This window comes from Stutzerimonas zhaodongensis (genome assembly GCF_003696365.1).
Lineage (GTDB): Bacteria > Pseudomonadota > Gammaproteobacteria > Pseudomonadales > Pseudomonadaceae > Stutzerimonas > Stutzerimonas zhaodongensis.
The window spans coordinates 140235-164742 of the sequence record NZ_RFFM01000004.1; the positions used below are offsets into that span (position 1 = coordinate 140235).

A 24508-nucleotide genomic window follows, 5' to 3' on the forward strand; every position below is an offset into this window, starting at 1 on the left:
CAGGCCGAGCGGCCTAAAGCGGGCGTCGGCGCATAGACTAGAGCATTGCGCCGCATAACCCAGCCTCGCCGGCGACGACCGGTAGTTGCAACCGCCTACCGATCCCAATTCGACGGCCCAGCCCTGTTAAACTCTCGCCCCCGTTTCGACAGACCAAACGACGATGTCCCGACTCAATCCCCGGCAGCAGGAAGCCGTGAACTACGTCGGCGGCCCCATGCTGGTGCTCGCCGGCGCCGGTTCCGGCAAGACCAGCGTGATCACCCGCAAGATCGCCTACCTCATCCAGCAATGCGGAATCCGCGCGCAGTACATCGTCGCCGTGACTTTCACCAACAAGGCCGCCCGCGAAATGAAGGAACGCGTCAGCAGCCTGCTGCGCGGCGGAGAGGGTCGGGGCCTGACGGTCTCGACCTTTCACAACCTGGGCCTGAACATCATTCGCAAGGAATACGCCAAGTTGGGTTACAAGCCCGGCTTTTCAATATTCGATGAGGGTGACATCAAGGCGCTGCTGACGGACATCATGCAGAAGGAATACGCCGGTGATGACGGCGTGGACGAAATCAAAGGCTACATCGGCAGCTGGAAGAATGACCTGATCGTTCCTGAAGAAGCGCTGGCCAATGCGCGCAACCCGAAGGAACAGACTGCCGCAATCGTCTATACGCACTACCAGCGCACGCTCAAGGCGTACAACGCGGTGGATTTCGACGACCTCATCATGCAGCCGGTCAAGCTGTTCCAGGACCATCCTGAGGTGTTGGAGAAGTGGCGCAACAAGGTCCGCTACATGCTGGTGGACGAGTATCAGGACACCAACGCCAGCCAATACCTGCTGGTGAAGCTGCTGGTTCAGGAGCGCGCGCACTTCACCGTGGTCGGCGACGACGACCAGTCGATCTACGCCTGGCGCGGCGCACGGCCGGAAAACCTGATGCAGCTGAAGGACGACTTCCCCTCGCTTAAGGTGGTGATGCTGGAGCAGAACTACCGCTCCACCAGCCGTATCCTCAAGTGCGCCAACGTGCTGATTGCCAACAACCCGCACGCCTTCGAGAAGCAGCTGTGGTCCGAAATGGGGCACGGCGACGCGATACGGGTCATCCGCTGCCGCAACGAGGAGGCCGAGGCCGAGCGAGTGGCGATGGAGATTCTCACGCTGCACCTCAAGACCCAGCGGCCCTATAGCGATTTCGCCATCCTCTACCGTGGCAACTACCAGGCAAAGCTGATCGAGCTGAAGCTGCAGCACCACCAGATCCCCTATCGCCTGTCGGGCGGCACCAGCTTCTTCGCCCGTCAGGAAGTGAAGGACCTGATGAGCTACTTCCGCCTACTGGTCAATCCGGACGACGACAACGCCTTCCTGCGGGTGATCAACGTACCGCGCCGGGAGATCGGCTCGACCACCCTGGAAAAGCTCGGCAACTACGCCACCGCCCGAAAAATCTCGATGTACACAGCCTGCGATGAAATGGGCCTGGGGGAACACCTCGACAGCCGCTTCACCGATCGCCTGTCCCGCTTCAAACGCTACATGGACAACCTGCGCCAGCAATGCGCGCAGAACGACCCCATCGCCGCCCTGCGCAGCATGGTCATGGACATCGACTACGAGACATGGGTACGCCAGCAGACCTCCAGCGACAAGGCGGCGGACTTCCGCATGGGCAACGTCTGGTTCCTCATCGATGCGTTGAAGAACACGCTGGAGAAGGACGAAGAAGGCGAGATGACCATCGAGGAGGCCATCGCCAAACTGGTTCTGCGCGACATGCTCGAACGTCAGCAGGAAGAGGAAGAAGGCGCCGATGGCGTGCAGATGATGACGCTGCATGCATCCAAGGGCCTCGAGTTTCCGTACGTGTTCATCCTTGGCATGGAGGAGGAAATCCTTCCGCACCGATCAAGCATCGAGGCCGACACCATCGAGGAAGAGCGCCGCCTGGCCTACGTCGGCATCACCCGCGCACGGCAGAACCTGGCAATGACTTTTGCCGCCAAACGCAAGCAGTACGGCGAAATCATCGAATGCATGCCCAGCCGTTTCCTCGACGAACTACCGCAGGAGGACCTTGAGTGGGAAGGCCAGGAAGACGCACCGGTGGAGGTCAAGGCTGCGCGTGGTAACGACGCACTGGCCGCCATGCGGGCAATGTTGAAGAAGTAGCAAAGCCTTAGCGGCTCAAGCTGACGTAGGGTGGATCACGCTTCACCGATCCACCGATCCACCGATCCACCGGGCGACGGCACCGGGTGGCGCTCCACCAATTCGTGAGGCGGCGACTCACTGAGCGGGATCACGGTGGATGAAAAGAGCGTCATCCACCCTACGCTGGCTACACCACGTCTCCTTCAGCCGCTGACGATTGACTCCAGCTCCCTTGCTGCCGCGCGCAGACGTGGCACGAACTCAAGCAATTGCTCCATGCGACAGCGAATCACCGGCGCATGGGTGAACAGGCAGGCGGTCAACTCGCCACGGCCACCGCGCACCGGTACGGCGCAGGCGACCATGCCGTCGATGAACTCTTCCGTATCGGTGGCCAGGTCTTCCTCCCGAATCCGCGCCAGATCATCACGCAGTGCGCTGAGCTCGGTAAAGGTGTTGCGCGCCATCTGCCGAATCGGCAGGCGCGGCAGGATCCGCTCCAGCTGATCGTTCGGCAGCGAAGCGAGATACAGCTTGCCGCTTGCCGTACACCAGAGCGGTGTATGGCTGCCGATGGGCAGGTTGATTTGCAGTGGCCAGTTGGTTTGCACCCGATCGAAATACAGCATGTCCAGGCCATCTGGCACCGAAAGGCCGCAGGTTTCGCCTATCTCATCAGACAGCTGACGCAATATCGCCTGACGCAGCGCCTTGTGCCGGCCACTGCCCAGAATGTTCACCGCCGTCGCGTGAAGCCGATCACCCGGTAACAGCCCCCCCTTTAGGCCGAACTGGAGAAAACCTTCCTTCTCCAGCGTCTGCACCAGGCGATGTGCGCTGGGTTTGGGGATGTCCAGCTTGTCCGCCAATGCACTGGGGGTAAGCGGTTCCTTTGCGCTCGCCACGGCCTCGATGATTTCAAGCACGCGGGTAATTGATGAGCCTTTTTCACGGGAAGTGCTGCGCATCGTTTGCCTTGTGATTGATGAAGATGAACAGGTGCGTGTTTGGCAACCTGCACGTGTAGCAGCGGTCCGAGACAGGTCAGCCGCAAACCGCTCAAGTGATGCGGCCCAGGCCCCTGTAGGGTTGGCTTCAGCCATCTGTGGTCTGAAGCGGAACGCCGTACGGCCCACCCTACAGCGCAGCGCATTTTAGGAGCCAGCTTGCCGGCGATCACCGTTGCCCGATCGTCAGCAGCTGGTTCCCTACGATAAGCCGGCGGAGCCCAGCCCTACTTCATTGTCGGCATGGAAAAATCCGCGCCAGCACGAATGCCAGTCGGCCAGCGGCGGGTCACAGTCTTCATTCGGGTGAAGAAGCGCACGCCATCCGGACCATGCATGTTCAGCGGGCCGAAGATCGAGCGCTTCCAGCCGCCAAAGCAGTAGAAGGCCATTGGCACCGGAATCGGCACGTTGACCCCGACCATACCGACCTTGACCTCTTCCTCATACTGACGCGCAGTGTCGCCGTCACGGGTGAAGATCGAGGTGCCGTTGCCGAACTCGTGATCGTTGACCAGCTTCAACGCTTCATCGAAAGATTTGACGCGTACCACAGCTAACACCGGACCGAAGATTTCCTCCTTGTAGATGCGCATCTCAGGCGTCACCCGATCGAACAGCGTTGGGCCGACGTAGAACCCGTTCTCGTAGCCTTCGACCTGAAGCCCGCGGCCATCACAGACCAAGGTTGCGCCCTCTTCAACGCCCAGGTCGATGTAACCGGATACTTTCTGTTGATGCTCGCGTGTGACCAACGGCCCCATGTGCGGCTCAGGCTCGACGCCGGTACCCGGTCCGACTCGCATCTGCGTGATCTCGGCCTTGAGCATCTGGACCAGGTTATCCGCTACCTCGTCGCCTACGCAGACTGCCACTGAAATCGCCATGCAGCGCTCGCCGGCCGAGCCGTATGCGGCGCCCATCAGCGAGCCCACTACCTGCTGCGGATCGGCGTCGGGCATGATCACCATGTGGTTCTTCGCGCCGCCCAGGGCCTGGCAGCGTTTGCCGTGTGCCGAAGCAGTCGTATAGATGTATTCGGCGATGGGCGTCGAGCCGACGAAGCTCACCGACTGCACGCGCTCGTCAGTCAGCAGCACATCCACCGCCTCCTTATCGCCATTGACGATGTTCAGCACGCCCGCCGGCAGTCCGGCCTCGGCCAGCAGCTCGCCGAGCAGCATGGTCGCGCTCGGGTCCTTCTCGGAAGGCTTGAGGACGAATGTATTGCCGCAGGCGATGGCCACCGGCAGCATCCACAGAGGCACCATCGCCGGAAAGTTGAATGGCGTTATGCCGACGCAGACGCCCAGCGGCTGCATCAGCGAGTTTGAATCGATGTCTCGCCCGACGTTGGGTGAAAACTCGCCCTTGAGCAGATGCGGAATACCGCAGGCAAACTCCACCACTTCCAGGCCACGAGTGACTTCACCCTGCGCATCGGAGAACACCTTGCCGTGCTCCAGCGAGATCAGCCGCGCCACGTCGTCGCGACGCTCTTCGAGCAGCGCCTTGAAACGAAACATGACGCGAGCGCGCACCAGCGGCGGCGTCTTTGCCCAGCCTTCGTACGCGGCCTGAGCAGCTGCGATGGCCTCGCGGGTTTCGTCTGCCGAAGACAGCGAGACGTAGAAACGCGGCTCTCCCGTGGCCGGGTTATAGACGGTTGCGTGCCGTTCGGAGCGGCCAGCGACGGCCTCGTTGTTGATCAGATTGCCGAGGGTCTGCATGAGCTCACTCCTGGTTCCAGACGGTTTCGTAAAGGTCGATGATTTCTGCTTCCGTGGGCACACGCGGGTTGTTACCCGGTGAGCCGGAGGCCAGTGCCTGCTTCGCCATAGTTTCGCGCAGTTCGAAGAAACGCTCGCGGGTGATGCCGAACTGCTCGGGGCTGGGCACCTGTAGCTCTTCGTTGATTGCACGGAGTTCGTTCAGCAGCTTGTGGTTAGCTATTTCGACGCTGTCGCCTTCGCCGGCGACGCCCATGGCACGTGCGCACTCGGCATAGCGCTCAGGTGCGGCGGGAATCGAGAATGCAGTGATCGCAGGCAGCAGCATGGCATTCGACAGCCCGTGCGGCACATGGAAGAACGCTCCGATCGGCCGGCTCATGCCATGTACCAATGCCACCGATGCGTTGGAGAAGGCGATGCCGGCGAGCGTTGCCCCGAGCATCATTGCCTCACGAGCCTGGCGATTGGCCGGCTCGTGGTAGGCCGAACGCAGGTTGGGTGCCAGCAGACGCATGGCTTGCAACGCCTGTGCGTCGCTGTAGAGACTGGCCTTGCGGCTGACATAGGCCTCGATCGCGTGGGTCAGCGCATCGATACCGGTGTCGGCGGTCACCCGCGGTGGCAGCGACAGAGTCAACTCGTAGTCGATCAGCGCAGCGACCGGCATGAAGCCAAGGCCGGCGCAGAGCATTTTCTCGTCACTGGTTTCGTCGGTGATGATGGTGAAGCGCGTAGCTTCGGAGCCGGTACCGGCTGTCGTTGGAATCGCGATCAGCGGCAGGCCGGCTTCGCTGACATCGCGCGGGAAGCGGTAGTCGCGCATCTCGCCGCCAAACTTCCCAAGGATGCCGATGGCCTTGGCTGAATCGATGGGGCTGCCGCCACCAAGCGCGATGATCGAATCGTAATCGCCCTGGCGAACCATCTCGACGCCGGCACGAATCGATGCCGCGGTCGGCTCAGGCAAGGTATCGGCAAAGCAGTCGCTGGGGATGTCGGCCTTTGTCAGGATCTCGCTGATTCGGGCGACGTAGCCCAGTTCGACCATCATTCGATCAGTGACGATCAGCGGGCGTTTGCAGCCTAGGTTCTGCAGCACGGAAACGATCTGCTGAACGGCGCCAGCGCCGACTTCCATCAGGCGCGGCAGGACGATGCGATTGCTCATGGTGCGCTCCGGTAGGGTTCGCGATGCGCTTGGGACAGGTCCAAAGCCTGTCGAGCGATACGCCACGCGAACGGATTGCATGAGGAGACATCAGGTCTCGATTGAGAGACGTTCGCCTCAGGTGGTCTTGAGACTAGAAAACAACGCTCGAAAGCGCAAACTATAACGAGACGATTTTTCTCGTTATGGATTTTAGGACAGGGCCGACTGGAACCGAGACGGTCGTGACGAGGGAGTGGGACCGGATCGCCAGCAAGCTGGCTCCTACCAAGACTGGGGGTATGACTCTGGCGCGTGGAACCTGCTTTTCGTAGGAGCCAGCTTGCTGGCGATCATCTCCGCCGCGCGCAGAGATGAAGCCGCAGACTCATTGGATATTGGCGACGCGAGATTGATCAGGCAGAGCCGGGGACATCGCCCATAACCCGATCGCGCAGACGCTTCAGCAGACCATCCCCCTCATCCTGCAAGCGCCTGCGAGTCTGCGCGGCTTGTTCGCGGGCGGTAGGGTCATCAAGGCTCCCCATGTCCGCATCGACATTGATCAATGCAGCGCTGAGCCCCGAATGGATGAGCACAGCACCGGCCTGAGCGTCGCTTTGCACGTTTGTATCGGTAAGTGGCCAGGCTTTGACGGCAAGCTCGAGCGCCTCCAGGCAGCAGTGCGCCAGGGCCAGCGGCACGGCGCAGGCTTGCCGAGAGGCCGCCCGTTTCTGCTCCGGCTCGCCTGCTCGGGCAGCGTCCAAAAAATCGCGGAAGGCCTGAACGTCATCGTCGGCGAAAGCGCCCGGCCGGCCCAACAGCGATTCCGCCGCCTGCAGCAGCTGGAGCCTAACCGGGTCCGAGTCGTGGGCCTCGCTGATACGCAGCCCCTTCAAGACCAGCGCAAGGCCTATGTCAGCCGTGACTGCTGCCGCCGCGCCGCAACCGGGCGTTGGTTGACGGGCAGCCGTAGCCGCCCGAAAACCATCCAACCGTTGCGTCCAGACGCTCCCGTCATCGCTCATCCAGGCGAGCCGATCAGCTGGCTTGGGCGGTGCCATCGCCCCAGTGCAACAGGACGTCGAGCATGCGGTTGGAGAAGCCCCACTCGTTGTCGTACCAGGCCATCACCTTGACCAGCTCGCCCTGCACGCGAGTCTGGCTGAGGTCCGCTACGCAAGAAGCCGGATAACCGTTGAAGTCGCAGGACACCAGCGCTTCCTCGTTACATTCCATGACCCCGTCCGGCATCTTCTGCGCACCTTCGCGCAGGATCTGATTGATCGCCTCGACGCTTTCCGGTGGGTTTTCGGCAACGAAAGTCAGGTCCACCAGCGAGACATTCGGCGTCGGCACCCGAACGGAAAGACCGTCCAGCCGGCCAGAGAGCTCCGGCAGCACCAGGCCGATGGCCTTGGCCGCGCCAGTGGTGGAAGGGATCATCGAAAGCCCGGCGGCACGCGCCCGGTAAAGATCCTTGTGCGCTTTATCGAGCAGGTTCTGATCATTGGTGTAGGAGTGCACGGTATTGAGCAGCCCCTGACGAATGCCCACGGCTTCGTGCAGCACCTTGGCCAGTGGTGCCAGGCAGTTGGTAGTGCAGGACGCATTGGAAATGATCCGCTGATCGCTCAGCAGCTGGTGGTTCACGCCATATACGACGGTCAGGTCGGCACCATCGAGCGGGTGCGATGCGAACACCCGGCTGGCACCGGCCTGCAGGTGCTGCTCGACCAACTCGCGCTTCTTGAATTTGCCGGTGCATTCGAGCACCACATCCACGCCCAGCTCCTTCCAGGGCAGCTTGGTCGCCTCCCGCTCGGCGAGCAGGCGGATCGACTGGCCGCGCACCACCATGGACTCACCGTCCAGCTCCACTGGTTCGGGAAAGCGACCAAAGGTCGAATCAAAACGCGTCAGGTGCACCAGCGTTTTGTGGTCGCTCAGGTCGTTGATGGCAACGACCTGAACCTGATCCTGCAGTCCACGCTCGAACAGCGCTCGTACGACGGCGCGACCGATACGCCCATACCCGTTGATGGCAATACGTAGCATGCAATTCTCCTCGGAGGGTTGGAATCAGTTGTTAGCTTAGGCGGAGTATCCGCGCCTACGTTCATGGCGTACCGACCCGGATCAACAAAATGGCGAACCCAGGTGCCGCTTGTCAGTCGTAAACCTAACAGAGCGGCCGTTCAGCTTCGGCCGGAAACTGCGACAAATCGGGGGTGTGAAGCATGAGCGAGACGACCCAGGCACCGTGGTGGAAAGGCGCGACCGTCTATCAGATCTACCCGCGCTCCTTTGCCGACAGCAATGGCGATGGCATCGGGGACCTCAACGGCGTACTTCGCCATCTCGATCATTTGCAGGCGCTAGGCGTCGATGCGCTGTGGCTGTCGCCGATCTTCCGCTCGCCAATGGCCGATGCCGGCTACGACATCAGCGACTATTGCGATATCGACCCGCTATTCGGTTCGCTGGACGATATCGACCGGCTTATCGCCGAAGCCCACGTCCGTGGTATCCGTGTGCTGCTGGATTTCGTGCCCAATCACACGTCCGATGAGCATCCCTGGTTCGTCGAGTCGCGCAGTTCGCGAGACAACCCCAAGCGCGACTGGTACATCTGGCGCGACCAGCCGAACAACTGGCGTGCCGCGCTGGGCGCCGGAAGCGCCTGGACCTGGGACGAGCACACTCAGCAGTACTACCTGCATCTGTTCCTCGCCAAGCAGCCGGACCTCAACTGGCGCAACCCCGAGGTGGTCGAGGCCATGCACGCCGTGCTGCGCTTCTGGCTCGACCGCGGCATCGACGGCTTTCGCATCGACGTCATCCACTGCACCGGAAAGGACCCGAGCTTCGCCGATGACCCGCGCTGCCAGGCCGGCCAGCCGCTGTCGGACTTCAACGATCAGCCTTACAGCCACGAAGTCCTGCGCGGCCTGCGCAAGCTCGTCGACAGCTATCCTGGCGACCGCATGCTGGTGGGCGAGGTGAACATCCGCTCCACCGAGCGCGTGCTGCAGTACTACGGCGCTGGCGACGAGCTGCATCTGGCCTTCAACTTCAACCCCCTCGACGCGCCCTGGGATCCGGTCATGTTTCGCACCTGCATCCGCGAGGTCGAGCACTGGCTGCAACCCGCCGGTGCCTGGCCGACCTGGGTGTTGTCTAATCACGACAACGTGCGCCAGCGCAGCCGCTATCAAGGTTCCGAGCGATCCGCACGAGCGGCTGCGGTGCTGTTGCTGACGTTGCGCGGCACCCCGTTCATCTACCAAGGCGAAGAACTGGGCCTGGAGGATGCGCATATCGGCGATGAGGCGCGCATCGATCCGGGCGGCCGCGATGGCTGCCGCGCCCCGATTCCCTGGCAGGCCGAACCGCCACATGGCTGGCAAGGTGCAGGACCCTGGCTGCCCTTCCCGCCTGAAGCCAACGAGCTGGCGGCAGAGCGGCAGACTGGTGAAGCGAACTCCATGTTCGCGCTCTACCAGCGCCTGCTTGCCGCCCGCAAGGCCAGCCCGGCGCTGCATCACGGCGACTTCGAAGAATTGCCATCGCACCCCGAGGTGCTCGCCTACCGTCGGCATTTCGGCTGCGATCAGCGGCTGGTCTGCATCAACTTCTCGGATCAGCCCCACGCTCACCCGCACGCTGGCGACTGGCATGTCGAGATCGCCAGCGACGGTATCGGTGAAGGCGATCCCTACAACGGCACCCTTAACCCAAGGCAGGCCGTCGTGCTGCGCCCAATGGAGAACTGAGCATGCGTCCACTCTGGTACCGCAACGCGGCGATCTATCAGATCGACCCCACTCTGTTTCGTGACAGCAACGGCGACGGCTGCGGCGACCTGCGCGGCATCACCGAACGGCTCGACTACGTTCGTGGCCTCGGCTGCACCGCCGTTTGGCTGATGCCGTTCTACCAGTCGCCGTTCGAGGATGCCGGCTACGACATCACCGATCATCTGCAGGTGGACGAACGCTTCGGTGATCTTGCCGACATCGTCGCGCTTTTGGAGAAGGCCGAAGAGCTGGGCCTGCACGTCATCATCGAGCTGGTAGTGCAGCACACCTCCATCCAGCACAAATGGTTTCAGGAGGCGCGCCGCGACAGAGAGTCGCCCTACCGCGACTACTACATATGGGCCGACGAGCCCGACGACTTCATGGAGCCGATTTTCCCGACGGTCGAAGACAGCATCTGGACCTGGGATGAAGAAGCCGGCCAGTACTACCGTCATCTGTTCTACAAGCACGAGCCGGATCTGGACCTGACCAACCCGCGGGTCATCCACGAGATCGAGCGGATCATGTCGTTCTGGCTGCGCCTGGGCGTTTCCGGTTTCCGCATCGACGCCGCGGTGCACATGGTGCGTCAGGCAGGCGGCGGCGAACTGGAAAAGGGCTACTGGCTGCTCGAGCACATGCGCGACTTCGTGACCATGCGACGGCCTGAAACCGTGCTGCTGGGCGAGATCGACACCGACCCGGAAAAGTACGTCGAATACTTCGGCGACGAAGCCGATCGCGTTACTTTGCTGCTGGACTTCTGGACCAACAACCACCTGTTCCTGTCTCTGGCACGACAGCAGGCCGAGCCTCTGGCCCGTGCGCTGAACAGCCAGCCGCTGCCTCCGAGCCATTCGCAATATGCGCTGTGGATCCGCAACCACGACGAGCTGAGCCTAGACCGGCTGGAAGAGGATGAGCGCAAGGAGGTGATGGACACCTTCGCCCCTGACGAGAACATGCGCGCGTACAACCGCGGCATTCGTCGACGTCTCGCGCCGATGCTCGACGGCGATGAGCGACGCATCGCCGCGACCCATGCGTTGCTCTTCTCGCTGCCCGGCACGCCGATCATCCGCTATGGCGAGGAGATCGGAATGGGCGACGACCTCGATCGCCCTGAGCGGCTGGCCGTACGTACACCGATGCAGTGGTCCAATGAACCCAACGCCGGATTCTCCTGCACCACCGGTGAATTGGCCGCACCGGTGATCGACGAAGGGCCGTTTGCCTACGAAAAGATCAACGTGTTCGCCCAGACCCTGCGTAGCGACTCACTGATGGCGCGCACCGGCAACATGATCCGCACCCGCATCGGCCTGCGCGAGATTGGCATCGGCAAGCGCACAACCGTCGAAGTGGATGATCCGGCGGTGTTCGCAATCCGCCATGACAATGGATCGACCGTGCTGATGCTGGTCAATCTTGCCGACAAGGAAACGACCGTGAAGATCACCGCAGACGATCTTCAGGACATGGTCGATGTACTTGCCGACTGCGACTACGGGCAGCCAGAAGGCTCACCCCTGGAGTTGAAACTGGGGCCGTATGGCTACCGCTGGTTGCGGCGCAAGCAGCAGCTGTTCGGATGACTGGCCTATGATCCGACAACTCGATGCATCGCAATGGCGCGCCTGGCACGGCGACAGCTTTCCCGACTGCTGCTGGCAACTGGAGGGCGATGAGCTGCATGCCGTTGCCGGCACGCAGCGAATCGACCTGGTCTCGCTGGAGCGTTATCGCAACTTCAGGTTGCGCTTCGAGTTCGCCCTGCCTTATGCGGGCAACTCGGGCGTGTTCTATCACGTTCAGGAAGATGTTGAGCTGAGCTGGCACAGCGGCCCGGAACTGCAGCTGCTCGATGATCAGGGTCATCCCGATGGCTGCGTACCCAGCACCCGTAACGGTGCGCTTTATGGGCTGCTACCGCCGGATGCGGACACCCAGCTGATACCCGATCAGTTCGTCGAAGCCGCGCTCAGCGTTCACAATGGTGAGGTCGAGCACTGGCTGAACGGGCGTCTTGTACTTCGCTACGGGCTGAACGACGAAGCGTTACGCAAACGCATCGCCACGAGCAAATTCAGCAATTACCCGCGCTTTGCCCGGGCGGATGAAGGTCACATCGTCTTGCAACATCATGGCGAGGCTGCGCGCTTCCGCCGCCTGTCGATAGAAACACCGGACTGAACGGTCCACTTGGACCCGCGCATGGAATTAGGCGAGAATGCGCGGCTTTCCAGGCTGCGGAAAGCAGTGACGAACGGATGCTGGATTGAAACGAGCTGGGCGCTCGCCACTACGGCGCAGCGCCCAGCTGGCTTTTCGACCTCTGATTCGTCAGGTGAACCCGGCCGCCCACGCTTGAGGTAGCGCGTTCGTGGAACAGCTGAAACAGAAGATCCGCAATGAAGGCATCGTACTCTCCGACCGCGTGCTCAAGGTCGATGCATTTCTGAACCACCAGATCGACCCCGTGCTGATGCAGCAGATCGGCCAGGAATTCGCCCGCCGGTTCCGCAACGACGGCATCACCAAGATCGTCACCATCGAAGCCTCGGGCATCGCGCCCGCGATCATGGCCGGCCTGGAGCTGGGTGTGCCAGTGATCTTCGCCCGCAAGCATCAGTCCCTGACGCTGACCGATCACCTGCTGACGGCCTCCGTGTATTCGTTTACCAAGCAGGTCGAAAGCACCATTGCCATTTCCACCAATCACCTGTCACCCAGTGATCGGGTGCTCGTCATCGACGATTTTCTGGCCAATGGCAAGGCAGCCAAAGGGCTTATCTCGATCATCCAGCAGGCCGGCGCGAGCATCGCCGGGCTCGGCATCGTGATCGAGAAATCATTCCAGGCCGGACGCCAGGAACTGGAGGAAGCAGGCTTTCGCGTCGAATCTCTGGCCCGCGTTGCCGCGCTTAGCGACGGTGAGGTGGTTTTCGTCGAGTAAACGCCGCTCGCTCTACTCGTTACGCCAAAGGCTGACCAGCGCGCCCTGGGTGCCGGCAACCGGATCACTTACCGGCACGCTGACCCGCTGCGCGCGCATCCGAGCCTCATCGTGGCTGCTTTCATCCGGGCGCAGCAGATCGTATTGCTGCTCCATCGGATAACCACCGACCACCTCGAAATCCTCACTGGCGCTGAGCTGGCAATGCCCAGTGCCGGCAGGCAGCACCAGCGCATCCCCCGCACTCACCTCCACTTCCTGACCGCGCTCGCCACCCAGCATCAGTCGTGCCGAACCACGTGATACGCCAAGCACCTCATGCGCAGTGGAGTGGTAGTGGTGATAGTCATAGACTCCTGCTCGCCATTGCGCCGGCCACAGATGGCTATTGAAAAGATTCTCGAACGCGCTGGCATAGTCGTTACCGGCCAATGGCAGCTGTCGGTAAACCAGCACCGGGTGAGAGCTGTTCGGCGTACGACCATCGCTGGAAAAATGCAGCTGCTCGGGTTGCGGGGCGGAACTGTGCATGGGCACCTCATCGACATGCCGAGGGCTCAGCAATGAAGTCCTCGGGAAGGGAGTTGCAAGTTTCGACCCGGCACCGAGCGGCTTTACTCCCTCCAGAAACGACAAAGCCGCCCGAAGGCGGCTTTGTCTTGACCGGCGTGCGCTTGAGGGCGCTTGTTACAGGCCGGACATATGCTTGATGGCATCCAACAGCTCGTCATCCGAGCAGTCAGCACATGTGCCTTTCGGCGGCATGGCGTTGATGCCACTGATGGCATGCTTGAGCAGACCATCCAGCCCACCCGCGGCATCTGCACGCGCAGTCCAGGCAGCGCTATCACCGGTCTTCGGCGAATTCAGCAGGCCGGAACCGTGGCAGGCAGTGCAGAATTTGCCGTACACATCGGAACCGCTGCGAGCAGCGCCGCCTGCGGCAGCAGTCGCACCGCCAGCAGCAGCGCACTCCTCGCCTTGAATACATACATTACCCACCGGCTTGAGTCGCTCGGCGATATCGTCGTTGGTCGCAGCCTGAGCGCTCACTGCCCACAGGGCCAATACGGCAGTCTGTGCTACCAGGATCTTCTTAATCAGGTTCACCTTATACCCTCATGTGGCTAGACACGCCCGCGGCCACGGTATCGCGAGCGGCGATCAGTATAACGGCAAGCCATGTCCGCCGAAACAATACGAATGGCCCGCCCATCCTCAGCGACGCTTTGTCGCAGCGGAGTCCGGCACGGCCTGCCCGCAATAAAGCGCTTAGAAATTAGCCGGCGTGGTCGCGCTGATCAGCCGGGCAGGTGCGTCGAACGGGTTACGGAATCGGTGTGGCTTGCTGCTTTCGAAATAGTAGCTATCCCCCGTCTCGAGCACATAGGTCTGGCCGCTCACTGTCAGCTCCAGACGCCCTTCGACCAGCATCCCGGCCTCCTCCCCCTGGTGAGCCAGCATGTCGGTGCCCGTATCAGAGCCAGGCGGATAGGTTTCCGTCAGAAAGGCGATGGCCCGTCCCGGATGGGCCTTGCCAACCAGTTTCATGCTGACCGCACCGTCGGAAATATCGATCAGCTCACCGGCCTTGTAGACCACCTGGGTATCGCTGTCCTGCTCGAAATCGGGAGAAAAGAATTCGACGAGCGACATGGGGATGCCGCTGAGCACCTTTTTCAACGAACTGATCGAGGGGCTAACGCTGTTCTTCTCGATCATGGAAATTGTGCTGTTGGTGACGCCTGCACGTTTGGCGAGTTCGCGCTGGGACAGGCCCTTGAGTTTACGAATGGTTTGCAGTCGAACACCGACGTCCAATACGGGAGCCCCCAATCAAGAGCGATAGCAGAGGCCGCTATGATGGCGAGGGCGTTCAGAATTTTCAACACACCGGGATGAAATGACGTCTTGCCTGCTAACCCCCTGCATCTACGGGCTCTGCAGCTCTTACTGGATGGGCCATGTAGAGAATCAACCGTTCGGCTCATGCTCGAACGAGAGGCAGCCGGCTAATTTGCCGACGCTGGATCGAAATCCAAATTCCCCAGTCTGCTGAGGACTGGTTGTGGGAACAGGACGTTTACCACCCCTCCGAACGGAGCTTCAAATGCTGAACAAAAAGACGATTCTCGCACTGTTGATATCTGCCGCTGCGACAAGCGCAATGGCTGCTGGCAGCGAAACCACGATTCTGCAAACCGGCTCCTATCAGGACGCCACCGTCAACCAGTCTGGCGCGTCGCATAACGCTGAGGTCACCCAACAGGGTGCGCAGGGCAATACAGCGCTGGTCGACCAGACCGGAACCAAAAACACCACTGCCATCTTCCAGTCTGGCGAAGGCAACGAGGCAACAACCAATCAGCGCGGCATCAACTCAAGCTCAGTCGTCAACCAGATCGGCAACCTGAACGTCGTGGACGTCGTGCTGCAAGCATCTCGCAATAACGAATCATCAATTGAGCAGCGCGGCGATTTGAACGAAGCACGGGTCGTGCAAGGTGGCGGCGGCAACCATTTCTCGGACCTGTTCCAGAGCGGTAACTCAAACCGGGCCATGCTGGCCCAGGGCGGCAACTTCCAAAGCGCCTTCGTTGAACAGACCGGCACTGATAACTACGTTCGCAGCGGTCAGTACGGCACACGCGGCACCCTCGACGTGATCCAGAGCGGCGACATGAACTCTGCCACCGTCAGCCAGACCGGTAGAGACCAAGGTGCATTCGTTCAGCAGGATGGCGTCAACAACGACGTAACGCTCACTCAAACGGGCGACCTGGCCGAGGCCGAGATCGTGCAGTTCGGACAGGACAACAGCGCGGAGTTCGTGCAAGCCGGCAGAGACAACTATGCGCAGAGCTACCAGGACGGCAATGACAACCTGCTGGATGTCACCCAATCGGGGGCTCAGAACGACGCAGTCATAAGCCAGGCCGGGATGGATAACAGTGCAGTACTGCTCCAGAGCAGCATGGGTGATTATGCATTCATCACCCAGAGCGGTAACGGCAACATGGCGGACGTGACCCAACGTTAAACGTTGCGCACAACAAAAAGCCCGGCGCGTGCCGGGCTTTTTTGCTTCTGTGGCTTCGCAGATGTGCCACCTGCATGCGGAACTACAGACTGCGCCACCCTCGGCGCTCAATCAGTCTGGAAGCGCAGCGACAACGGACAATTCGACGAGGATTTCCGGCTCGCAGAGCTTGGCCTCCACCGTAGCGCGAGCTGGAGCGACGCCCTGAGGCAGCCACTGATCCCAAACAGCATTCATGCCGGCAAAATCTGCATCGATATCCTTGAGATAAATGGTCACCGAGAGGATGTGTTGCTTGTCGGTTCCAGCCTCACCGAGCAGCCGCTCGATATTGTCGAGGGTCTCACGGGTTTGTTGCTCGATACCGGCACTCATGTCATCACCCACCTGTCCAGCGAGATAGACCGTGCCACGGTGAATGACGATTTGGCTCATGCGTTCATTGGTGTGCAGGCGCTGTATGGACATGCTTTTGCGATTCCTTGTTTTTTCCATAGCGGGATATGTCGAGACCATCGGTGCTGATCTGGGTGCGCTTTTTCGCCAGCAGATCGGCGAGCAGACGACCAGAGCCGCAGGCCATGGTCCAGCCCAGAGTACCGTGCCCGGTGTTCAGATACAGGTTGCGATAGGCCGTGCCGCCAATGATCGGCGTGCCGTCCGGCGTGGCCGGGCGAAGGCCGGTCCAGAGTTCGGCGCTAACTGGATCACCACCTTCAGGAAAAAGATCGCCAACCACCATGGCCAGTGTCTCGCGACGCCGCGGATTGAGTGACAGATCGTGCCCGGCAATCTCGGCCATGCCACCAACCCGGATGCGTTGGTCGAAACGGGTGATGGCGACCTTGTAGGTCTCGTCAAGCACAGTGGAAACAGGGGCCATAGATGGGTTGCTGATCGGCACGGTCAGCGAATAGCCCTTGAGCGGGTAAACAGGAGCATGGATACCGAGCGGCTTGAGCATTTGCGGGCTGTAACTGCCCAGCGCGAGCACGTAGCGATCGGCCTTTTCGAGTTTTCCATCGATCCACACACCATTGAGCCGGTTACCCGAATACTCCAGTCGCTGAATATCCTGATTGAAACGGAACTCCACACCTAACGAGCGCGACATTTCGGCGAGCCTGGTGGTGAACATCTGGCAATCCCCGGTCTGGTCGTTGGGCAACCGCAGCGCGCCGCTGAGCTTGTCCGAAACCTGTCCAAGCGCGGGTTCGGCACGAGCGATCCCGGCGCGGTCGAGCAATTCATAAGGCACGCCTGAGGCTTCAAGGACAGCGATGTCCTTGGCCGCGTTGTCCAGCTGCGCCTGGGTGCGGAACAGCTGCGTAGTGCCGCATTGACGACCTTCGTAGTCGATTCCGGTTTCGTTGCGCAATTCGTCGAGGCAGTCTCGGCTGTATTCAGACAACCGCACCATCCGTTCCTTGTTGACGGCATACCGCGCCGCCGTGCAATTGCGCAGCATCTGTGCCATCCAGAGGTATTGCTGGATGTCGCCAGTGAGTTTGATGGCGAGCGGCGCATGGCGCTGCATCAACCATTTCATGGCTTTCAGGGGCACGCCAGGGGCCGCCCAAGGCGAGGCGTAGCCCGGTGACACCTGCCCAGCATTGGCGAAGCTGGTCTCCATGGCCGCGGCAGGCTGACGGTCGACGACCACCACCTCGAAACCGGCCCGAGCCAGATAATAGGCACTGGTGGTACCGATCACGCCGCTACCCATCACCAGAACACGCATCGCCGCCTCCCACCCGCCGTTGCGGGTATTCCAGAGCCACTGTTAATGGGCAGTATAAAAAGCGTCGAGCAGTGTTTTTCTCTATATAAAGCACTATCTTTGCGATTTATTAACGCTGAAAGACACTTTCATGGAGGCGATACGCCTATGCGTACCAAGCATCAGACTCGTCGTGAACTGGACAAGATCGACCGCCAGATTCTTCGTCTCCTGCAAGCGGAGGGCCGAATGCCCTTCACCGAACTCGGCGAGCGCATCGGCCTGTCCACTACGCCTTGCACCGAGCGAGTCCGGCGGCTGGAGCGCGAAGGCATCATCATGGGCTACACGGCGCGGTTGAACCCACAACACCTCAAGGGCGGGCTGCTGGTGTTCGTCGAAATCAGCCTGGCTTACAAGTCCGGCGATATTTTCGAGGAGTTTCGTCGGGCCGTGCTCAAGCTGCCGCACGTGCTGGAATGCCATCTCGTCTCGGGTGATTTCGACTACCTGATCAAGGCGCGGATTTCAGAGATGGCCTCCTACCGCAAACTGTTAGGCGACATCCTGCTCAAACTGCCGCACGTCCGCGAATCGAAGAGTTACATCGTCATGGAGGAGGTCAAGGAGTCGCTGGAGCTGCCAGTACCGGACTGATCGGCGATGCGCTTTTGCGCCGCCCGCCCTCTGCGGTCTACCCTTCGGCCAGGCAAATCGTTCAAGGCTTGACTATGACTACCCGGCAATCGGCCGCTCACGCTCAGAACCACGCTCCGTCCTATTACGCTGCCAGTGCCAACCGAACACTTGCATTCGCCCCTCTGCAAGGCGAGCAACAGGCCGATGTCTGCATTGTCGGCGGAGGCTTCAGCGGGCTGAACACCGCCATCGAGCTGGCTGAGCGCGGCTTGTCAGTCGTGCTGCTGGAAGCCCACCGCATCGGCTGGGGCGCCAGCGGCCGGAATGGGGGGCAGCTGATCCGCGGCGTCGGACATGACGTCGAGCAGTTCCAACCCGTGCTGGGTGACGATGGCGTAGACAACCTCAAGCGCATGGGCTTCGAAGCGGTAGACATCGTTCGCCAGCGCATCGAGCGTTATGCCATCGAATGCGATCTGACCTGGGGTTATTGCGACCTGGCGACCAAGCAGCGGCATCTAGATGGCTTCGAGGCGGACTACGCAGACTTGAAGCGCCTCGGCTATCCGCATCCACTTAAACGCGTGGCGAAAGAGGACATGCACGAGGTCATTGGCTCGGATCGCTACGTGGGCGGCTTGATCGACATGGGCTCAGGGCATCTGCACCCGCTCAACCTGGCGCTCGGCGAAGCCGCCGCCGCACAGTCGCTTGGGGTGCGATTGTTCGAGCAATCGGCGGTGGAGCGCATCGAGTACGGCTCGCAGGTACAGGTGCACACGGCGCAAGGCAGCGTGCGCGCTGGCCAACTGGTGCTTGCCTGCAACGCTTATCTGGGAGCGCTGCATAAATCGCTGTCGGGAAAAGTGCTGCCGGCCGGGAGCTACATCATCGCCACCGAACCGTTGCCCATGACTGTCGCGAATGAGTTGTTACCGCAGAACATGGCGGTCTGCGATCAGCGGGTGGCGCTGGACTACTTCCGGCTGTCAGCTGATGGGCGACTGTTGTTCGGAGGCGCCTGCCATTATTCCGGACGGGATCCAAAGGACATTGCAGGCTACATGCGGCCTAAGATGCTCGAGGTTTTTCCTCAGCTGGAAGGCAGCCAAATCGACTTTCAGTGGGGCGGTATGATCGGTATCGGCGCCAATCGCCTGCCTCAGATAGGGCGGTTACCAGACCATGCCAACGTCTTCTACGCCCAGGCGTATGCCGGACATGGCCTGAATGCCACGCATCTCGCCGGCCGGCTCCTGGCCGAGGCCATATCGGGGCAGGTCGATGGCAGGTTCGATCTGTTCGCGCGTGTGCCGCACCCGACGTTTCCCGGCGGTCAGCGCTTGCGTTCACCGCTGCTCGCCCTGGGCATGCTCTGGCACAGGCTGAAGGATCAGTTCTGAATTTCACCGTTGCGCTGACGTCCAATCTGCCGAGGAAGAGAACAATCGACAGGAGTGACCCTGCGCATGCGTCTGCTACTTGTGGCAGTGCTTCTCCTGGCTGGCTGCGCCGGTCAGGTTACCCCCGCCCCGCAATCTTATGCTCTGCCGGACCGCAGCTCTGCACTGGCTCAACGGGTAGACGCACTGGCTGCCCGACAGCAGGCGGGAACGTCCGGCTTTCGCCTGCTCGCTGAAAGCGAGGACGCTTTCACTGCGCGCATGCAGATGATTCGCCAGGCCAGTACAAGCCTCGATGTGCAGTACTACATCGTCCATGACGGACTCAGCACCCGTGCGCTCGTCGATGAGGTGCTCCATGCTGCCGATCGCGGCGTGCGGGTCAGGCTGCTGCTAGACGACATGACCAGCGATGGCAGCGACTACCAGATCGCCACGCTGGCTGCGCACCCGAACGTGCTGATTCGCGTATTCAATCCGCTGCATCTGGGCCGCAGCAATGTTGTGACGCGCTCGCTGGGACGCCTGCTTCATCTGTCCCAGCAACACAGACGCATGCACAACAAGCTGATGCTGGCCGATAGCAGCCTGGCCATCGTCGGCGGCCGCAATCTGGGCGACGAGTATTTCGACGCCGATCAGGCCTTCAACTTTACCGACATCGACCTGCTCGCAGCCGGCCCGGTCGCCGAACAGTTGGCGGTGAGTTTCGATCAGTACTGGAATCATCAGTTGAGCGTGCCGATCCAGCAATTTCTGCGCAGACCGCCCAGCGAGGCCGATCTGATGCAGGCACGCGACGATATAAGGCGCTACCTCGAGGCCGAAAGGCTGGAGGACAATCGTCGCTATCAGCACCTGATGGGAAATCTGCAAGAGCCGCTACTCACCCGGTGGATGGACGATCTGATTTGGGCTCCTGCCCAGGCCCTCTGGGACCACCCGGACAAGATCGAAGCGCCAGGAGTACCGGACGAAAAGCTACTGCTCACGACCCAGCTGCAGCCAAGCATGGATCGTGTGCGTCATTCGATGACGCTGATATCTGCCTATTTCGTACCTACCGAACAAGGGGTCGAGTACCTTGCAGAACATGCCGGCAATGGCGTTTCAGTGCAGGTTCTTACCAATGCGCTCGAGGCAACGGACGTACCTGCGGTGCATGGCGGCTACGCACCCTATCGAGCCGACCTGCTCAAGGCAGGCGTAAGACTTTTCGAATTGCGACGGCAGCCGGATCAGGAGTCCAGGTACAGCATCAGCGGGGACTCCGAATCCAGCCTGCATAGCAAGGCGGCGGTATTCGATCAGCAGGAAGTCTTTCTCGGCTCGCTGAATTTCGATCCACGCTCGATATTGTGGAATACCGAAGTAGGTATTCTCATTGACAGCGAGGCTCTGGCCAGCGACGTGTACGAACTCGTCCAGGAAGGTACGTCTCCGGCTATCAGCTATGAGGTGCGGCTTGTGGAGCGCGATGGCAAGGAGCGGCTGATCTGGCTGGCCGAAGACCATGGTCAGCGCAAGGTTCTGCTCCATGAGCCTGGCGGCGCCTGGCGCCGCTTCAACGCCTGGTTCAGCCGCATCATCGGGCTGGAACGATTGCTCTAAGCGACATCGGCAAATCCATCGCGTTTCGTGTCATTTCAGCCATTCCTACTGCTCGAGCTGCCGAGTTTCACGATTTCATTCTTTGGTGTGATACCAGCGTGCCATCCCTTGGCTAGGCTACCGAGCGGGTGCCTAGCCGGGCAGACCTGCGACACTTGCTTCTATAAAAATAAAAAGGGAGCGCAACAATGGCTTATCGCAAATGGCTATGGACGGTGATTTTCCTGGCAGGCTGGTTTCCGGCGCTGCTCAATTCTGCTCAAGCGCAAACCTTCACGCCTCTTGAAAGCATGCAGATCCATGCAAACCGCGCGACCAGCAGCCTGCTGCTTTACCGTGGCGAAGGCTTTCAAAAAGCACACCTGGCGCGAATGGAAAGCGACCTTCAAACCCTGGCCGATACGGTGAACGGCTTTGCCGGGGCGAACGCCGAACTTCGCGGACTCCATCAGGCCCTGCAAGCCATCCTCAGGGAAGGAGCCGGGTTTGGCTACAGCGAGAGCGACGTGCCTTGGGGCTGGCCCCTCCAGATGAGCAAGGCACTGCGCGACTTCCTGACCGCGGCGCGCAGTCAGCAAGGTGCCGATGTCAGCGCCGAACTGCCGGCCAAGGTGGAGTACCTCACTGTTCAGTACTTGAGCCGCGCTTATGTGGGCTCGTTCGAAACCGCGAGGGAACAGCCGGACACCTATCTCGGGCAGGACGAGCGCCGCCTTGTGCCGTCGATCGAAGCCCAGCTGGCCCAGTTGGACGGCAAAGCGAATCCCGCGATCGCCAAACTGAAAACTCGCTGGGATTTTCTCAAGGTTGCGCTGGAAGACATGAATAGCGGCAACAACAGTTTCAACACTGCCTCAGGTCGCCCCTTCGCTCCGATCATGGTCGATCGCCACGCGCGCAGTCTTAGCGATCAATGGATGGCACTCGCCCGCTGACTCAGGCATCGACCGGGCGCTGCCTCAGTTGCACCGGGCCGACTCGAGCCTCGATGGCTTCTCGTAGCGGCTCGCGACAGCCGAGCATGAAGCCCAACTCAGCGGCGACGAACAGCGGCCCGATGATCAGCCCGGTCAGGTCATCGACGAATGCTGGCTTTCGGCCTTCGTAATAGTGCCCGACGAACTGAATGATCCATCCGACCACGAACAAGGCTAGGCCTGTGCTCAGCCAGACCGTCGTCGACTGCTGCGCAAGCGTCGCCCCAACCCAGACGCTGATCGCCAGCACGCCCCCCATGAGCACACCGAAGCGCGCGTCCAGCCGCAGGTAGAACAGCGTCGATGCCAAGGCCACCAGCGCAACCGGACTGAGCCACAGCCCCATGACTTCGATGCCAGGCCGTGAAAGCAGCACCGCCACGGCTAGCACGATCATCGGAATGCCGATGAAGTGACTGAGTAGATTGCGTGGATCCCGGTGATAAGCGGCGTACTTTGACAGATGGTCGGTGAGGGTTTTCATTGGGCGAGCTCCATGTAGCCTGACTGGCAAGCTTAGCCAGCCAGAGGCGTTACTGCGCGACGGTGGGAGGTGGTTCAGTGCCAAAGGAGATGGCGCTTGTGCCAATGCGCCTGCTTGCTACGGTTCAGGTCGATAGCCCAATCGTAAGCCCCCCCAATGACGCCCGCTGACCATGATCGGCACCGACAGGTCATGCATCAGCTCGCCGGTGTCACGGCTATAGGTCTGCAGCAGGACCTTGCGCTCATGGCTGCCGCAGCGCGCGCCGGTGCGGTCATTGAACAGGCGCTTGCTTCGACTCTTGACCTTGTCGACCTCAGGATCACCAGTCAGTGGTTGGCTGAAGGCGCGGTTATGAGTTGGGACATAACCATCGGGCGTGGTGGCGATGGCATAAACAACCGCGCCACTACGCTCGAGCAAGGGCTCCTGAATCCCCGGCAGCACCTCGTCAGCGTATCGATCGAAACGGGTAGAGTAACGGGGCGGATTGGTTCCAGGCTGAGGCTTGTAGTTACGGTCGAAAAGATCGTCGAGCGTCAGCCGTCCGGCCTGCAGGTCCGCTTCGAAACGAGCGCCAATCGCCGCAGCGCCTTCGCGGGCCAGATCGAACACCTCCTGATGGTAGGCATCGAGTTGCACCTCGGCGAGCTGCTCACTGACCGTCTCTGCCTGGCCAACGAGTTTTTCTGCCGCCTGCTCCAGCTGACGGGTCTGGTTCTCGCTCTCCAGTGCGTCTGCGCGCAACTGCTCGACGGCGACGAACAGCTGCGTGAGTCGCTCATGGTTGTCCGCAGTGCCTGCGGCTATTTCCGCTACCTGGGTTTCGACATTCCCGGCCAGATCGGCGATATCGCTGAGCTGGACTCCAGTGCCAGCGATCTGAGCCGCCGCTTCATCGAGTTCGCTGGCCTGCTTCTGGATATGGCTGACCACCGCAGTGCTCTGCTCGCGAATGTCACTGACCATCCGCCCCACTTCTTCGGTAGCCGATGAGGTGCGCCCGGCGAGATTGCGCACTTCTTCCGCCACGACCGCAAATCCCCGTCCAGCCTCACCAGCACGGGCGGCTTCGATCGCCGCGTTGAGCGCCAGCAGATTGGTCTGGCTGGCTATGGACTGAATCACATCGGTGATCTGCCGGATCTCCTCGGTACGGGCGGACAAGCCGTCGAGTAGCTCACGGCTAGCTTCGGTCTGCGCACTGAGCCGTTGCATACGTTCGATTGCATGTTGCAGCTCCGTTCGCCCGCTATCACTGCTGCGCCGCACGGTTTCGGCCGCCTCAAGCGCCTGGCGGGCACGGGCTGCACTGTCCTGTTCGGTGGCGGTCATCGCTTCGGCACCGGACGCAATCTCGCTGACTGCCACCAATTGCGATTGCAAACGAGTGGCCAGCTGCTCGGCACTGTATGACACCTGCGCAGCAGATAAGGCGTTGTGGCAGGTGTGCCGCGACAGGCTCTTGCTTAGCGCGGCAGAACTCAGCACGTCCGTCTCGGCTGCCGTGGAAGGCTCGCCCGCGATGCGCCAAGGCCCGAACCAGGGACACAGCCCCAGTAACAAAACAGAGGCCGCCGTGGGGAGGAGGGGCAGCTCAATCCAGTGGATCAAGAAGAGCAAGCCGAGCAGGGCAGCAGCGTGCAGCAAAAAAGCCTTGGGGCGGAAGGCTGGGCGCATGGGTGGCCTCTTGTTTTCATCCGGGAATAAGGTGTTGTAGCACCTCTGCCAACAATTGACATTGTTCCTTAGTGGCAATCGGCCTGCACGAATGAAAAAAGGCCGCGAAGGTGCCGCTACCCCCGGCAAGCCGGGTTTACCGGGTTAGCGGCC

The 24508-nt window shown here is 61.0% G+C and carries 22 protein-coding genes; 10 read left to right on the forward strand and 12 right to left on the reverse strand.

Annotation, left to right across the window (positions count from 1 at the left end; translation table 11 throughout):
• The first annotated feature begins 163 nt into the window (after window positions 1-163).
• Entirely contained in the window at window positions 164-2173 is a 2010-nt protein-coding gene (gene rep / locus EA797_RS16370; RefSeq protein WP_122167115.1) for a DNA helicase Rep, read from the forward strand.
• Window positions 2174-2358: 185 nt separating this feature from the next.
• Here rep and EA797_RS16375 read toward each other — a convergent pair whose 3' ends face one another.
• The 5 genes from EA797_RS16375 to gap all read right to left on the reverse strand — a co-directional run bounded on the left by EA797_RS16375 (window position 2359) and on the right by gap (window position 8100).
• The gene (locus tag EA797_RS16375) at window positions 2359-3123 is read right to left on the reverse strand and encodes an IclR family transcriptional regulator (RefSeq protein WP_122167117.1); all 765 of its coding nucleotides are present in this window, start codon (window positions 3121-3123) and stop codon (window positions 2359-2361) included.
• A gap of 266 nt (window positions 3124-3389) precedes the next feature.
• Entirely contained in the window at window positions 3390-4892 is a 1503-nt protein-coding gene (locus EA797_RS16380; RefSeq protein WP_122167118.1) for a CoA-acylating methylmalonate-semialdehyde dehydrogenase, read from the reverse strand.
• Between the two features lie 4 nt (window positions 4893-4896).
• A complete protein-coding gene (locus tag EA797_RS16385; protein ID WP_122167120.1) occupies window positions 4897-6063 on the reverse strand; it encodes an iron-containing alcohol dehydrogenase in 1167 nt (388 codons plus the stop codon).
• Between the two features lie 395 nt (window positions 6064-6458).
• A complete protein-coding gene (locus EA797_RS16390) occupies window positions 6459-7070 on the reverse strand; it encodes a cyclodeaminase/cyclohydrolase family protein (protein WP_122167387.1) in 612 nt (203 codons plus the stop codon).
• A 13-nt stretch (window positions 7071-7083) separates the two neighbouring features.
• Window positions 7084-8100, reverse strand: a complete 1017-nt coding sequence (gap, locus tag EA797_RS16395) for a type I glyceraldehyde-3-phosphate dehydrogenase (RefSeq protein WP_122167122.1) — start codon at window positions 8098-8100, stop codon at window positions 7084-7086.
• A 182-nt stretch (window positions 8101-8282) separates the two neighbouring features.
• Between gap and EA797_RS16400 the strand changes: the two genes are divergently transcribed.
• The 4 genes from EA797_RS16400 to xpt all read left to right on the forward strand — a co-directional run bounded on the left by EA797_RS16400 (window position 8283) and on the right by xpt (window position 12801).
• A complete protein-coding gene (locus EA797_RS16400) occupies window positions 8283-9818 on the forward strand; it encodes an alpha-amylase family glycosyl hydrolase (protein WP_122167124.1) in 1536 nt (511 codons plus the stop codon).
• Window positions 9819-9820: 2 nt separating this feature from the next.
• Complete coding sequence (locus EA797_RS16405) at window positions 9821-11440, forward strand: alpha-amylase family protein (RefSeq protein WP_122167126.1); 1620 nt, start codon at window positions 9821-9823, stop codon at window positions 11438-11440.
• A gap of 7 nt (window positions 11441-11447) precedes the next feature.
• The gene (locus tag EA797_RS16410) at window positions 11448-12038 is read left to right on the forward strand and encodes a 3-keto-disaccharide hydrolase (RefSeq protein ID WP_122167128.1); all 591 of its coding nucleotides are present in this window, start codon (window positions 11448-11450) and stop codon (window positions 12036-12038) included.
• Between the two features lie 190 nt (window positions 12039-12228).
• A complete protein-coding gene (xpt, locus tag EA797_RS16415) occupies window positions 12229-12801 on the forward strand; it encodes a xanthine phosphoribosyltransferase (RefSeq protein ID WP_122167130.1) in 573 nt (190 codons plus the stop codon).
• A gap of 12 nt (window positions 12802-12813) precedes the next feature.
• Here xpt and EA797_RS16420 read toward each other — a convergent pair whose 3' ends face one another.
• The 3 genes from EA797_RS16420 to EA797_RS16430 form a co-directional block, all read right to left on the reverse strand.
• The gene (locus EA797_RS16420) at window positions 12814-13332 is read right to left on the reverse strand and encodes a cupin domain-containing protein (RefSeq protein ID WP_122167132.1); all 519 of its coding nucleotides are present in this window, start codon (window positions 13330-13332) and stop codon (window positions 12814-12816) included.
• Between the two features lie 156 nt (window positions 13333-13488).
• Entirely contained in the window at window positions 13489-13911 is a 423-nt protein-coding gene (locus tag EA797_RS16425; RefSeq protein ID WP_122167134.1) for a c-type cytochrome, read from the reverse strand.
• Window positions 13912-14073: 162 nt separating this feature from the next.
• Complete coding sequence (locus EA797_RS16430; RefSeq protein ID WP_122167136.1) at window positions 14074-14622, reverse strand: cupin domain-containing protein; 549 nt, start codon at window positions 14620-14622, stop codon at window positions 14074-14076.
• A gap of 289 nt (window positions 14623-14911) precedes the next feature.
• Here EA797_RS16430 and EA797_RS16435 point away from each other — a divergent pair, with 289 nt between their 5' ends.
• Window positions 14912-15841, forward strand: coding sequence for a hypothetical protein (locus EA797_RS16435; RefSeq protein ID WP_122167138.1), 930 nt, complete (start codon window positions 14912-14914; stop codon window positions 15839-15841).
• A gap of 111 nt (window positions 15842-15952) precedes the next feature.
• On the opposite strand, the gene EA797_RS16440 is transcribed toward EA797_RS16435, so the two are convergent.
• A complete protein-coding gene (locus EA797_RS16440; RefSeq protein WP_122167140.1) occupies window positions 15953-16309 on the reverse strand; it encodes a RidA family protein in 357 nt (118 codons plus the stop codon).
• The gene (dadA, locus tag EA797_RS16445; protein WP_122167142.1) at window positions 16281-17582 is read right to left on the reverse strand and encodes a D-amino acid dehydrogenase; all 1302 of its coding nucleotides are present in this window, start codon (window positions 17580-17582) and stop codon (window positions 16281-16283) included. The genes EA797_RS16440 and dadA overlap by 29 nt, the downstream gene beginning before the upstream one ends.
• 147 nt (window positions 17583-17729) lie before the next feature.
• Here dadA and EA797_RS16450 point away from each other — a divergent pair, with 147 nt between their 5' ends.
• The 4 genes from EA797_RS16450 (at window position 17730) to EA797_RS16465 (ending at window position 22149) form a co-directional block, all read left to right on the forward strand.
• Window positions 17730-18218, forward strand: coding sequence for an Lrp/AsnC ligand binding domain-containing protein (locus EA797_RS16450; RefSeq protein ID WP_021207170.1), 489 nt, complete (start codon window positions 17730-17732; stop codon window positions 18216-18218).
• A gap of 74 nt (window positions 18219-18292) precedes the next feature.
• Window positions 18293-19603: an NAD(P)/FAD-dependent oxidoreductase gene (locus tag EA797_RS16455; RefSeq protein WP_122167144.1), complete on the forward strand. Its 1311-nt coding sequence runs from the start codon at window positions 18293-18295 to the stop codon at window positions 19601-19603.
• Between the two features lie 60 nt (window positions 19604-19663).
• Window positions 19664-21214, forward strand: coding sequence for a phospholipase D family protein (locus EA797_RS16460; RefSeq protein ID WP_122167388.1), 1551 nt, complete (start codon window positions 19664-19666; stop codon window positions 21212-21214).
• 188 nt (window positions 21215-21402) lie between these two features.
• Window positions 21403-22149 carry a hypothetical protein gene (locus EA797_RS16465; protein WP_122167146.1) on the forward strand — a complete coding sequence of 249 codons (747 nt, stop codon included), beginning with the start codon at window positions 21403-21405 and terminating at the stop codon, window positions 22147-22149.
• Between the two features lies 1 nt (window position 22150).
• Here EA797_RS16465 and EA797_RS16470 read toward each other — a convergent pair whose 3' ends face one another.
• Both EA797_RS16470 and EA797_RS16475 read right to left on the reverse strand, forming a co-directional pair.
• On the reverse strand, window positions 22151-22675 hold the full coding sequence (locus tag EA797_RS16470) for an Mpo1 family 2-hydroxy fatty acid dioxygenase (protein WP_122167147.1): 525 nt from the start codon (window positions 22673-22675) through the stop codon (window positions 22151-22153).
• Window positions 22676-22792: 117 nt separating this feature from the next.
• Window positions 22793-24355 carry a methyl-accepting chemotaxis protein gene (locus tag EA797_RS16475; protein WP_122167149.1) on the reverse strand — a complete coding sequence of 521 codons (1563 nt, stop codon included), beginning with the start codon at window positions 24353-24355 and terminating at the stop codon, window positions 22793-22795.
• Between the last annotated feature and the right edge of the window lie 153 nt (window positions 24356-24508).